General features: G+C 52.1%; 10 protein-coding genes. 9 read left to right on the top strand and 1 reads right to left on the bottom strand.

The window, feature by feature from the left end; all coding sequences use genetic code 11:
- Window positions 1-73: 73 nt before the first annotated feature.
- Complete coding sequence (trxA, locus tag MK110_14245) at window positions 74-403, bottom strand: thioredoxin (GenBank protein ID MCH2212462.1); 330 nt, start codon at window positions 401-403, stop codon at window positions 74-76.
- Between the two features lie 306 nt (window positions 404-709).
- Between trxA and MK110_14240 the strand changes: the two genes are divergently transcribed.
- The 9 genes from MK110_14240 to MK110_14200 form a co-directional block, all read left to right on the top strand.
- Window positions 710-2,635 (top strand): hypothetical protein, encoded by a 1,926-nt coding sequence (locus MK110_14240; GenBank protein ID MCH2212461.1) that lies wholly within the window; start codon window positions 710-712, stop codon window positions 2,633-2,635.
- A gap of 180 nt (window positions 2,636-2,815) precedes the next feature.
- A complete protein-coding gene (gene purN / locus MK110_14235) occupies window positions 2,816-3,466 on the top strand; it encodes a phosphoribosylglycinamide formyltransferase (protein ID MCH2212460.1) in 651 nt (216 codons plus the stop codon).
- A gap of 172 nt (window positions 3,467-3,638) precedes the next feature.
- Complete coding sequence (locus MK110_14230) at window positions 3,639-4,688, top strand: M42 family metallopeptidase (protein MCH2212459.1); 1,050 nt, start codon at window positions 3,639-3,641, stop codon at window positions 4,686-4,688.
- A gap of 426 nt (window positions 4,689-5,114) precedes the next feature.
- Entirely contained in the window at window positions 5,115-6,482 is a 1,368-nt protein-coding gene (locus MK110_14225; protein ID MCH2212458.1) for a Gfo/Idh/MocA family oxidoreductase, read from the top strand.
- 671 nt (window positions 6,483-7,153) lie between these two features.
- Window positions 7,154-8,845 (top strand): Flp pilus assembly complex ATPase component TadA, encoded by a 1,692-nt coding sequence (tadA, locus tag MK110_14220; protein MCH2212457.1) that lies wholly within the window; start codon window positions 7,154-7,156, stop codon window positions 8,843-8,845.
- A 288-nt stretch (window positions 8,846-9,133) separates the two neighbouring features.
- Entirely contained in the window at window positions 9,134-10,255 is a 1,122-nt protein-coding gene (locus MK110_14215; protein ID MCH2212456.1) for a type IV pilus twitching motility protein PilT, read from the top strand.
- A gap of 185 nt (window positions 10,256-10,440) precedes the next feature.
- A complete protein-coding gene (locus MK110_14210) occupies window positions 10,441-12,147 on the top strand; it encodes a GspE/PulE family protein (protein ID MCH2212455.1) in 1,707 nt (568 codons plus the stop codon).
- 309 nt (window positions 12,148-12,456) lie between these two features.
- Entirely contained in the window at window positions 12,457-13,695 is a 1,239-nt protein-coding gene (locus MK110_14205; protein MCH2212454.1) for a type II secretion system F family protein, read from the top strand.
- Window positions 13,696-13,807: 112 nt separating this feature from the next.
- The coding region (locus MK110_14200; protein MCH2212453.1) for a type II secretion system GspH family protein at window positions 13,808-14,134 on the top strand (327 nt) is incomplete at its 3' end.

The raw sequence follows: 14,134 nt of genomic DNA, 5'->3' as shown, positions 1-14,134 counted from the left end.
AGCCAAAACGACAGGAGGTCGAGGGAGTCGATCACTGACTCCGCGAGCAAACCATCACGAAAGTTCGGCAAAATCAGCCGATTGCCCCGTTTAACATGGTATTGAAATGCGCCTTGGGGGGAGCTCCGACCACCTTATCAACAATCTCACCGTCTTTAAAAAGGATGACCGTTGGGATCGAGGTGACAGCATACTCCACCGCGGTTTGCTGGTTGTCATCCGTGTTGATTTTTCCAATCTTTACTTTGCCTGCATATTCTTCAGACAGCTCTTCAATTATGGGAGTCAGCATGCGACAGGGACCACACCAAGGAGCCCAGAAGTCAACCAACACCGGTTCTGATGACTTCAGCACGTCTGCTTCGAAATTGGCGTCGGTAAATTCCAGGAGATTTTCTGACATTTCAATGTTCCTGAGTACAAAAAAGACATCATCTCACTCTGAAATGAATCATGCCGCTCGCAGAAAACATCCGGATTAACTGGAAACATCAAGTTTGAGTTTCAACTGTCATGTTCCCCTTCAGCAATCGGTATCCGCTGTTCCTGCACTGCTATTTAAAGAACATCCGATGCAATTCTGCCGTACCGACGGTACGAGCGTCACCGTTTCAACGGGGCCGCCGTCAGGCGATTATCGAGCAACGCCGTAAGAGTGTCAACGTGACCCCGGCATGGATGTTTGTACAGATGGGCTGGATTCTCCGTAATGAAACTGCCTAGACTGGCAGAAGGAGTTAAAATGATGTGCTGCGGGTTCAGGTTAAACACGATTCTTTCCTCAACGGTCTGCCCCGTCAACATTGGTATACGTGCAACTCGTCGGGTTAAACCGTCTGTCCTCAGGCAGCAACTGGAAGTTTTGATTACGGTTGTCTGCGTTCTTCTTTTTGGTATTCGAGCTTCGGCTCAGAATGATACGACTGACGAATTCCGTTTTGACTGGACGCATTATCGCGCGTCTCCCATTGACCTGGTCATCCGGAACGCTGGTCTCATTCAGCACCGGGAACCCGGTCTGAATACTGAAGAGCAACGAATCTGGCAGGACCTGAGCGACGAAATGATTCGTCGTCGACAGGCGATGAGAGACGAAAATCCGAAGACAGCCATAAGTCAATGGGAAATGGCGTTTTACCGATTCGCCGATGTACGTCGGACAGCATGGGAAAACGGAACTCTTCAGATTCGTAACCCAGGCCCAAAGAAAGACCCGTTCCGAAACACGGATGATCAGACTTTCCTCGAAGAAACAGCAACTCGGAACGCTGACTACTCGGTTCTGGCCGACATCCAGAATCATCCGGAGGACTTTGTTGGTAAGCCTGTGGTACTTCAGGGGGTTCTTCAGCGTCCGGCAGAAGAGATCATGCCTGCTCCCTCGGAACAGGCTCAGCCGGAGGATTTTGTGCTGTCAGTTGGAAACCTGTTTCCGCTTCACGGCGGCACCGCGCCAATTGCCCGGCTACATACCACGAGCGTAGAAAAGACCTGCGGAGAAAATGCCGGTATCCGCCCGTGGCCCTCAAACAAAAAGGCACTCCCCGTGCTGGTAAAGGGCTGGGTTGTTAAACTGTGGGACAATCGCCGACCGTTGATTTACTGTGACTCGGTCCGCGAACTTGATGCACGCCCGCCGACGGCATTGATTCGACGCCACACACTCTCACAACAGCCGCTGACCGCTGAAGAATCGTGGCTGTATTACGAAACACTCAGCACACTGGAAACAATCGGGCAATTTCGAACCGAGCAGGGCAAACGTTTTTGGGACGCATTTTCACTCGAAAGTCCACAACAGACCGCAGAGACTTTTCTCAAATCACGACTCACAGATCTCCTGGTGGACGTCAGAGAAAAATTTGAGTCCGACAGGTCCGTTCTTATTCAGCAGCGAGAGGCCGCCGGCATCAGTGAGGCAACATACCAGTTCAAATTGAAGCGTCTGAATTATCTGCTGACCGAACGGGGAAAACACTACGACCAGGCGATGAACAACCTTCAGCAGTTTGAAACATATGTGGATCTGTTCATGAATCCGGATGTGTGGCATGGTCAACTCGTGACACTGCGTGGACATGTCAGACATGTGGTCAGCTATTCTGCAAAACATCCGGCGTTTCACGGTCGCAGGCTGAACGAGCTGTGGCTGTTCACGGGTGACTCCCAAAACAACCCCGCCGTAGTCGTCGTCCCGGGGCTGCCTGAGGAATTCCCGACAGATGCTGACCTGATCGATCAGGTCAGCGTAACAGGCTGCGTATTCAGACAGTATGTCTATCGTGATCAGGAATCGCGACGCGTGGCTCCACTGATCCTGGCTGACAGAATTGAATGGTCTCCCAGCGACAGCCATCTTTCAGCACTTCATAAATCAGGGGATCTGGTAACCGGTTCACGGCTGGCCCAACGAGCAGCTGCAGTACAGTCTCGTGCCCCCGACCGGACATCCGTGCTGCTGATTTGTTTCGTAAGCATTCTGACCATCATGATCCTGTGGGGACGGGCGCAGCGAGACCGCCGTGAAAGAAGGAATCTGATGGATCGTATTACTGACCGGCCGGAGTTTGAATCCATACAGGAAGGTCGTTACGCTCCCCGGGTTTCCCGGTACACATCCGGTTATGATGTATGACATCCGGAATCAGCGGCTCGATTTCCCGACAATCCCGCTGCCCTGCCCCGGTTTGCCAGTGACCTTGTTTCCACATGCCGGGACTCCGTTGTTGTCTGTGTACCGTGAACAAAAAACGGCAAACTGAGGTCACATCACTCCGACATGGTCTCTGAAACCGGCACAACTCGGGACTTTCACTTGAAACGACTTCCTGAAATCACCGACCGGCCGGTCCGCCTGGGTACTCTCATCAGCGGCGGCGGCCGGACCATGCTCAATCTCGCAGACAGAATTCAGGACGGCAGCCTGTCAGCAGAAATCCCTGTGGTTTTAGCCAGCCGGTCGGACTGTATCGGAATCGATCGCGCCCGAACGGCCGGACTTGTCTGCCAAACCCTTCAGCGTAGCCGTTTTGATTCCGTGGAATCGTTCAGTGATGCCGTCTTTGATCGAATGAGAGAACAGTCTGTCGACCTGGTCGTGATGGCCGGATTTCTGTGCCTTTTAAAAATCCCCGATGATTTTGCACTGCGAGTTCTCAATATTCATCCTTCATTGATCCCCGCATTCAGCGGTCAAGGATTTTACGGAAATCGAGTCCACCAGGCAGCCATAAAACGCGGAGTGCAGGTATCCGGCTGCACAGTGCATTTTGTAGACAACGAGTACGACCACGGACCGATTATTGTTCAACGCTCCGTCACGATTCCGGATCACGCAACACCAGAGCAACTTGCTGCTCTGGTGTTTGAGCAGGAACAGATCGCATACCCTGAGGCAATTCGCCAGGTCACATCCGGAAGGCTGTGCGTCGACGGTCAACGAACAGTCATGCTGCCGGACTCATGACTCCACCCGGAGTGTTGGTGAGACATCTAAGTCCGCGGTTCAACGAAGCGGACCTGCATCGACACAGGTTCTTAACATTTGCCATGTGGTCGCCGGCACGGAACAATGGAACCTGAGAAACAATTGGGCTTGTACGAATATCCGCTCGTCGATCAGTGAACAGGAGGAAATGATGCCGGATCAGTTTCTGAAAGACCTGCTGGCTACCCCGGGAACATCCGGATTCGAACAGGAGGTGCAGGATGTCGTCCGAACATTTGCGTCTCCTTTTGCAGATGAAACAAGGACCGACGTCCACGGGAACGTACTGTGCACCGTTAATGAAACGGCCTCCCCCAGAATCCTGCTGGACGCCCACTGCGATCAAATCGGTCTCATCGTTCGACATATCGATGACAAAGGATTTCTTCGAGTGAATGCTGTTGGTGGCTGGGATATGCAGATTTTACTGGGCCAGAGGATGCTGATTCATACGCAGCATGGTTCCATTCCGGGTGTCATAGCCCGAAAACCTATCCATCTGCTTAAAGAGGCCGAAAGAAAAACGGTTCCCACAATCAGCGAATTGTGGGTCGATATTGGTGTTTCCACCGCCGAGGAAGCAGGACAGCTTGTCCGCGTCGGTGATTCGGCCACGCCGGAACCGAGTCTTCGTGAATTGCAAAATGGTCGGCTGTCCGGAGTCGCAATGGATGACCGAACCGGGCTCTGGGTTATTTTCACAGCACTTAGAATGATCCAGGAAGCAAGTCCGGCAGCGTCTGTCACTGCAGTATCATCTGTTCAGGAAGAAATTGGTTTACGGGGTGCCACCACCAGTGCCTACAACATTAACCCACACGTCGCGATTGCTGTGGATGTGACACATGCGACTGACTGCCCGGGTATCGACCAGAATGAATTTGGCAGAATCGTTCTGGGTGGAGGTCCGGTGATTGTCCGCGGAGCAAACGCCAATCCGCGTGTGGTGGAACTACTCACCTCGTGTGCAGAGAAGAACGAAATCCAGGTTCAGATAAATGCACTGGCCCGACCAGCCAGCAATGATGCGGCCGCGATTCAGATCAGCCGAGGAGGCTGTGCCACCGGGCTGGTCACAATTCCCAACCGCTACATGCACAGCCCGGTTGAAGTTGTCGACGAGTCGGATCTTCGGAATGCGGCCCGACTGATCGCAGAGTTCTGTCTTTCCATTGACGAACACACGTCATTTATTCCGTAAAGAGACCGAAACCTGACACCATTAAACTGATGTTTCCAGTGATCCTCAGCGTTCTACGGTGGAACAGTCAGCTGCCGGCGTTGATATTCGGGGGACAAACCTGCGTCAACCGGGTCTCAATTCACAACAACTGGAGATACCAGGTCACAGGCGCGGGGAAACACACAAGGGACGCCCAACCGGCCGGACCATTGCCTTAGACGCAAACATCTGCTTGCCACGGAGTGCAGCATTCGTTGTACTATTAAGCTGTAAACGATTCAGTCCTGTCGAAGCCCTGACAGAGTTCCGTTAAACTTGTAATGTTAATTCGTTAACCTACTGTCCAGGACGGCGCCCTGTGCGTTTCATCCACATGCCCCATAGGGTCAGCAGCCTGAACAGACCAACATCAGCCACATCGTTCCTTCCACACGGAAAATCCACATGTCCAACACACGTCGCCAGTTCCTCAAACAATCCACCGCCGCAGGGACAGCCATGTCCCTGCCGCTCTTTTGGCAGAAAGCACAGGGAGCGCGTCAGGAAGCCAACGACCGCAAAACAGTCGCTTCAGTCGGCGTGGGGGGAAGTCGCGGTCGCTACAACCGAGGCGGCAGTATAGCAATGCAGGCTTCAAAACTGGGACAAACGATAGCAGTCTGTGACGTTGACCAGCCACATAACCAAGAATTCAATGCGAAATTTGATAACCAGCTGTACATGTTCACCGACTACCGGGACATGCTTGAAAAGACGAGTCCGGATATCGTAACAATCGGAACTCCCGACCACTGGCATGTTCCTATTGCCATTGCGGCAATGCGTGCCGGCGCAGATGTCTATTGTGAAAAACCGCTCACACTGACGATTGAAGAAGGCCAGCGGGTCAGCCGCATCGCCAAAGAAACCGGCTGCGTGTTCCAGGTAGGAACTCAACAACGCTCTGAATACGATCAAAAATTCCTACAAGCTATTGCCATGGTTCGTGAAGGCTACATTGGCAATAACGTGACGGCTCATATTGCAATCGGCGGTGCACCCGAGGGTGGTCCTTTTGAAGCCACCGAACCGCCGGAAGGGCTCGACTGGAACATGTGGCTCGGTCCGGCTCCCGAAGCACTTTACATGGAAGAGCGTCGCAAAAGGTTCCGCTGGTTCTTTGAATACTCTGGCGGCAAGATGACCGACTGGGGGGCCCATCACATTGATATCGCACATTGGGCACTGGGAAATGAAAACACCGGGGCCGTCAAAATCAAAGGAACCGGAAACTTTCCCTCCAGCGTGCCTGAAAACTTTGATTTCAATCGTTGGTTTGAGGGCGAAATAACATTACCAAACGTGTTCAACACGGCCATGAATTTCAATATCGAACTTGATTTTGCCAATGGCACAAGGATGACCGTCAATGACAAATACGTCTCTGAAGACGGCAGGATCAAGGAAGGCAACGGGATCCTGTTTGAAGGTAGTGAAGGTCGCTTCTTCGTGAATCGTGGGAAGATGGTCGGCAGACCGGTTGAACAATTAACCGAAGCTGACCACCGGAAACTCAACGACGTGGTGGCCGATCTCTATGGTGGAGAACCAACACGCCACATGCAGAATTTTTTCGACAGTATCGAAAGTCGCACAGATCCAGTGTCTGATGTGCATACACATCACCGAACCATGACATCCTGCCATATGTGCAATATTGCTCTGATGCTCGGACGTGAACTGACATTTGACCCTGATACTGAAGAATTCATTGGTGACGACCAGGCTAATGCCTTAAAGACCCGTCCCAGTCGGCCAGGTTTTTCAGCCTGATACGGTTATTTCCAGTATTTCCAGACTGTCAGAATAAAACGCCCGAATGCTTCCAGCATTCGGGCGTTTTTTGTCGATTGAGGCCTCAGACGCACAGTCCGTGAAGGACACGTACTCTCCCCTGTGATGGGTAGCCTGAAGTCGGAAATTGAACACCTGCGACCAGTACTTCCGGCACACAGCATCGCGAAATCGACTGAGCCATCAAATGCCTAAGTTCGATGTGTCTGTTTGGAAGCAACTGTTAGAAGCCAGGATCCTGCTCACCGGCATCACTTCGCGACTTTTCTGAAAATTATCACGACAGTGTTCCGGTCAGTTTCATACGACATCACGAACGCCCGAACAGGCAAAACACGATATCTGGGCAACTTAGTATTAACGAAAGGATATGCACCGGCCCTGGTAATCAACAACACAGTCTCTTGAGTCTCCGGAGTTAAACCCTTCTAATTGCAGGGATTGAGGGTGTTTCGTACAGGCGAACATCATCGGCGACTGGAATGTGAACACGACTGACGTAAGTTCACCGAGGAAATCAGACACGCAACAGCAGACCGATCAGCCAGACTTCAGTAGCTGATCCTTTGAATTTCGAATCCCCCTTGAACAGTTTCCGCAGCGCATGGTGATTTTTTCATTAGCGTCGGCCGGGTTAAGTGGAGCAATACATGTCTGACTGGCTGCAACGATTTGTGGAAGACGGCACAGTTGGTGACTCTCAACTGGAGGAAGCCCGCAGCATGGCGGCCAACGTGGGACTCACGGTGGAAGATGCGCTGGTTCGGCTGGGATATATCCAGGGAAATGACCTGGCAAGAGTTCAGGCAGATCACTTCGGTCACGAATTCGTCGATCTGGAAGGAAGACAGATCCCCAATAGTGTCATTGAAATGGTGACGGAGTCGCTGGCTCGTGAAAACATTGTCATCCCCGTCGAGGTAGATGGTGCCGCCGTCGTCATCGCCATGCACAATCCGAACAATATTGATGTGCTGGACAAACTCAGATTTATGCTGAACCGGGAGTTAAAGATCGTCATGGCTCCCATGGAATCTATTCAGGGGGCAATTAACCGTCACTACGGTCAGACAGAGACAGAATCTGTTGACACCATGATTTCTGACTTCACTGAAACAGAGATCGATTTCACGGAAGTGGAAGCCACTCGGGCGATGGAGGGCGAAGAAGATGACGGCGCGCCCATCATTCGCCTGGCGAATTTGATCGTGGCAGAAGCCATGCAAATGAGGGCCAGCGATATCCACGTGGAACCGTTCGACGACCGGATTCGAATTCGTTATCGCATCGATGGTGCACTGATTGAACGAGACAGCCCACCCAAACGCCTTCTGGCGGCGTTGGTTTCTCGTTTCAAGATCATGGCTAACATGGACATTTCTGAAAAACGGCGTCCGCAGGACGGACGCATCAAACACCGTCTGGGCAACAAGGAATTCGATCTGAGAGTCAGTATCTTGCCCACCAATCACGGGCAGGCGATCGTGATGAGAATCCTCGACCGCGACAATATTAAAATCGGCATCCGGAATCTGGGATTTGGAGAAGACAACTACCGCACGTTTCAGAACATCATTCGCAGGCCGAACGGCATTTTCCTGGTAACCGGTCCCACGGGATCAGGAAAAACGACCACACTTTACAGTGCTTTGGGTGAACTGAACCGGCCCGACCGCAAGATTATTACTGCAGAGGATCCCGTTGAGTACTACCTCGCCGGTATCAATCAGGTGGAAGTGAAGCACAGCATTGGGCTCGATTTCGGCAAGATCATTAAGGCCATGCTCAGGCAGGCACCCAACGTCATCCTGGTGGGTGAAATCCGCGACACAGAGACCGGAGAAATGGCAATCCAAGCGTCCTTGACTGGACACCTGGTTTTCAGCACACTTCACACGAACGATGCGCCCGGCGCCGTTACACGTCTAATCGACATGGGGGTCCAGCCTTTTCTGGTCGCCTGTTCGCTGATGGCGGTACTGGCTCAGCGTCTTGTCAAGGTAACCTGCGAGAAATGCCGCGAGCCGTATCAGCCAACGCCTGAGGAAGTTGACTTTTTCGGAATGACACCTGACGAACTGGAAGACGGAAACTGGGTTCGGGGCCGTGGCTGTTCGGCATGTCAGCACACCGGTTATCGTGGACGTCGTGCTGTCTTTGAATTGATGACGATGAATTCAACACTTCGTGAAATGGCATTTAACAGTGAACCGTCTCAAAACATCCGCCGACAGGCTCGATTGTTTGGGATGAGAACTCTGGCAGACGACGCCAAAGACAAGGCAGCACAGGGGGTGACTACACTTTCCGAAGTCCGCAAACTAACAATGGGGGGACACTGAGCAGATCAGGAGTGCGTCATTTCGCTGACCTCGTCGAGCGGATCTCCTGTCTAAGCACAATAGCCATATCCGCTTTGAAGAAAGCCTGTAAGTCAGAGTAGTAGTTTACATGCCGGCGGCTTCCATCCGAGTGTTTGATTACACAACATCCGACGGCAACCTCGCAAAACCAGAAACTGACAATGGGGTGGAAGAAATCACACGGGCTTATCCAGGACGAGTCAGCAGCGTCGGCAGAGGCCAAACCAGTCGTATTGTACTAAATGAATTTCAACAGGAATTCTCGTAATGGCTCGTCAGATTCAAATTGACAAGCTTCTTGAAACTGTCTGTCGCGAAGACCTCAGTGACCTGCATATCACTGTCGGTCAGCCGCCGGTAGTGCGTTCGAGTGGTCGACTGGTTCAGCTGGAAACCAAGACCCTCACTAAAGAAGACACAACTTCGCTGATGAAGAGCATCACTCCTGAGCGAAATCAGCAGGAGTTGCAGGAAGTTGGAGGGACGGACTTCGGGTTCGCTTACGGGGATCAGGCAAGATTCCGCGTCTCCGTATTCAAGCAACGCGGTATGATCGCGATGGTCCTGCGGCGAATTCCCAGTGAATTTCTAACCTTTGAGCAACTGGGCCTGCCGCCCGTCGTTCGAGAATTGATTCAGCGTACTCGGGGCCTGTTCCTGGTAACCGGACCAACGGGCTCCGGGAAAACAACCAGTCTGGCCAGTATGATCAACTGGCTCAATCAGAACACGGATCATCACATTATCACACTGGAAGATCCGATTGAGTACTATCACGATCATAAAAGATCGACAATCAACCAGCGTGAAGTGGGAGTCGATGTCCCCAGTTTTCCGGAAGCGCTGCGTCGAGCACTCCGCATGGATCCGGATGTCATCCTCGTAGGAGAAATGCGAGATCTGGAGACCATTTCAGCAGCAATTACGGCTGCCGAAACCGGACACGTTGTCTTTGGAACTCTGCACACCACCGGTGCCCAGGGGACGGTAGACCGAATTATCGATGTGTTCCCCACCAACCAGCAGGAACAGGTTCGAACTCAGCTGGCCAACGCTATCATTGGTATTCTCAGCCAGGCCCTGTTGCCTCGAAAACCTAAAGGACTGGTTGCGGCTTACGAAATGCTGGTCGTCACCAGTGCCATTGCCAACCTGATTCGTGAAGGCAAGACCTTCCGCATCAATTCGTCGATTCAAACGGGACGCAAATTCGGCATGACCCTGCTGGACGATTCCCTGTTCAACCTGTGGAAGAACGGATTGTGTGACGAACATGATGTCATCACCCGTTCAAATAACCCGGGCGAACTCCGGGTACGCGTCGAACGGGCAAAACGCGGAATATTTGACGACGACGAAGATGATGACGATGATGAATATGATGATTAGAAGTGGAAACAGGTTTCCGTGTCATGAAAACAGAGTGCTGTATTTTCCCCCTGACGGTCGACAAAAGTTAACTGGCAGGCAGCGGACTCTGGTCCCCTGTTTGTGTGTCAGTCCCTATAACGGGATATTAGAATCCGGTATGTAACCTGCCATTCGCTTACCCCTAACAGTTTTCGAATCAAGACATGGCCCAGCGCAAACTCGGACAGATCCTGATCGACCTCGGTTATCTCACCGATGACCAGCTTTGGGATGTTCTGGAAGAACAAAAACAGAGTCCCGGTGAAATCATCGGACAGGTCGCGGTCCGCATGGGGCATGTGACACAGGATCAGGTCACTCAGGCACTGGCGGAACAGTGGGGAATGCCGGTCATTGACCTCGGCGAAACCAACGTTCCGTCAAACGTGCTCGAAATCGTTCCGGAGACAATGGCAGAGATCTATAAGATCATGCCCATTTCTCTGATAGACAATGTGCTGACAGTGGCGATGGCGGATCCGCAGAATGTCGCCACCCTTGACGACCTGCGGAATTTTCTGGGACACGAAATTCGAGGAGCGGTCTCCAGTCAGACAGCGGTCGAAGAAGCCATCTCCCGTTATTACGCAGACCGCGAAGAAACAATTGAAGACGTCATCGGAGATCTGACCACTGACGAAGATCAGCTGTCAAGTGTTCGAGGATACGATCTAGCCTCGGAGGAAGAACTTTCAGATGCAGCACCGATTAAGAAGCTGCTGAACATGGTCATTTTGTTGGCCATTCGGGACCAGGCCAGTGATATTCATCTGGAACCCTTTGAAGACGAATTCAAAATTCGTGTACGAGCCGACGGTGTTCTGTACGAAATGGTGCCACCGCCACGACATCTTGCCAATGCCATCGTGTCACGTGTGAAGGTGATGTCCGACCTGGACATCGCGGAACGCCGACTGCCCCAGGACGGACGTATTGAACTGAATGTTGGAGGCAACCAGGTCGACCTGAGAGTCAGCGTACTGCCCACGCTGTTCGGAGAAGCGGTCGTAATGCGGATCCTGGACCGTACCGTGGTCGCACTGGACCTGAACAAGATCGGTATGGACCCGTCAATTTTGACACGCTTCCGCAATATCATCAAAGCACCCAACGGAATTGTGCTGGTTACCGGCCCCACAGGCAGTGGCAAGACGACCACGCTGTATTCGGCCATCAACGAACTGAACGACATTGAAACCAAGATTATCACGAGTGAGGACCCGATTGAGTACGACATTGAAGGTGTTGTGCAGGTCCCGGTGAATCCCGATGTTGGCGTAACGTTCGCTAACGTTCTGAGGGCGATTCTCCGTCACGACCCGGATATGATTCTTGTTGGCGAAATCCGCGACTACGAAACCGGCGAAATCGCGGTCCAGAGCGCCCTGACAGGACACCTCGTCTTCAGCACACTGCATACGAATGATGCGCCCACGGCGATCACCCGACTCCGCGATATGGGAGTACCTGCGTTCCTGATCACCGCGACGGTCGAAGCGATTCTGGCGCAACGACTTGTCCGCCGCATTTGCACGGATTGTCGTACAGAATTTGAACCATCAGATGAACTGCTGCTGGAACTGCAACTGCCTCTGGATACAGCTCGCAAATACAAATTTTACTATGGAAAAGGCTGTGCCCGCTGCAACAACACTGGCTACAAGGGTCGCATCGGGATTTACGAATTACTGACAGTCACAGACGAGATTCGTGACGCGATTGCAGCCGAACAGTCAGCTGATGAAATACGAGACGTTGCCCGCAGTCAGGGAATGACCACCCTGCGTGAAGCCGGTCTCAAACTGATCTTTGATGGCAAGACAACAATCGATGAAGTGGTGCGCGAGACCATAATGGAAGATGTGGAATGATGGAGAATTCAGCAATTCAGTTCTGGACGGCTTCGCGTTCAGTCAGGCTGAACACAGACCTCTATCGTGATAACACGAGATAGCCGGCGGCTGAAAAACCAACATTTCGGACATCCAAGTCGCGGTTGCAGGATAAGAACGAGACCCGATAGACTGCGGGTAATTGGTACGAGTTGTTTTGATCAACATTTGTTCGCGGAACGGCGTCTGCTCGCTTTTAGCGGACTCTGCGATGTTCAGTTGCGATGACTCAGCCTGAACCGCAGAGTGTGGATCGTCAGACCGTTAGCTCCGATTGGAGAACATGGTATGCCAACGTTCCAGTATGAAGCGATGGACAGTACAGGGCTTGAGGTCAAAGACACCATTGATGCCCCTTCGGAAGCTGAAGCTCAGACCATTATTCGTGAAAAGGGCTTTTACGTTACCAAGATTCGCGAACAGGAGCGAAAAAAGAAGGCTGAGGCCGCGAAGCAGAAGACAGACAACCGCAGAAAAGCGTTCACGATTGGCGGGGTAAAATCCAAGCAGCTCACAATGTTCACCCGTCAGCTGTCAACACTGCAGGACGCCGGGTTGCCGGTACTGCGAAGTCTCAGAATTCTGGAAGGTCAGAACAGGCCGGGCGCATTGAAAAATGCCTTAATGGATGTCATCGAAGACATTGAATCCGGCCAAACGCTTTCGGAGGCCATGACAAAGCAGCCAAAGGCATTCAACAACCTCTACTGCAACATGGTAAAAGCCGGTGAAGCCGGCGGTGCCCTGGAAGTGATTCTGCAGCGACTTGCTGAATTCCAGGAAAAGGCCCAGTCGCTAAAGCGGAAGATTATTGGGGCCATGATTTATCCGGCGGCAGTGATCAGCGTGGCAGTCGGAATCGTGTCATTCATCATGGTGTTCATCATTCCGAAGTTCAAAGAGATTTTTGAAGGCTTTGATCTCGACCTGCCCGTAATGACGCAGGTGCTCATCAGCTGCAGTGACATTGTCGCCAAGTACTGGTACATGATCTTCATCGTACCCATCGCGTTTTGGTTGTTCATTAAGATTGTGAAAAAGAACAAGACCGGGGCATTCGTCGCTGACTGGGTCTCGTTACGCCTCCCGCTCCTTGGCAAAATTTTACATATGGGGGTGATTGCGCGCGTGACCCGAACCCTTGGAACATTGATTGCCTCAGGTGTTCCGATTCTGGAGGGCCTGCTCATCGCCCGCGATACATCGGGAAATGCGGTGTTTGTGCGGGCATTCGACAACATTTACACGGCCATTCGCGAGGGGGAAACCATCGCGGTCCCGTTGAAAGAAGCAAAAATTGTTGACGACCTGGTGGTCAACATGGTGGATGTCGGAGAAGAAACGGGGGCCCTGGACGACATGCTGTACAAGGTCGCCGATGTGTACGACGAAGAGGTAGAAGTCCGTGTGGAAGGCCTGGTGAGTCTGCTGGAACCGATCATGGTGGTGGTGTTGGGGCTGATTGTTGGATTCATTGTGATCGCCTTGTTTCTACCGCTGGTTCAACTGCTTAACAGCCTGTCGTAATCCCCCAAATGGAAGCTGTCGAAGTTCACCCGTCGGGTGTCAGATTGAACGCGTGGTTCAGCGCAAGCCGCAACCACGCAGAACTGAACTACCGCACAAATGGAATTCCGTTATGAGAACTCAGACAAAGACCGGTCACCAACATCGCACCGCCTTCACGCTTCTGGAATTACTGATTGTGATCGTGATCATTAGCGTGTTGGCTGCATTGCTGTTTCCTGTGGTTTCGGGGATCTTTATAAATGTGGGTAACAAGGAGGTGTTGGCCGAATTTACCCAACTCGAATCCGCTATTGCGGCTTTCAATTCTGAGATGGGAGCGAATCCCTATAGTTCTATCATCTTATCGGATCCGGAGGCCGAATGGACCGGTCCGTCCAAGGCACGAATCCGCAAGATATGGCCGGAGTTTGATTTCAAAAATACCGATTTCGACGAC

Source organism: Fuerstiella sp., from assembly GCA_022447225.1.
Taxonomy (GTDB): domain Bacteria; phylum Planctomycetota; class Planctomycetia; order Planctomycetales; family Planctomycetaceae; genus S139-18.
The sequence above is the reverse complement of the archived record's forward strand: the minus strand, read 5'-3'. Positions and strand labels throughout refer to the sequence as shown.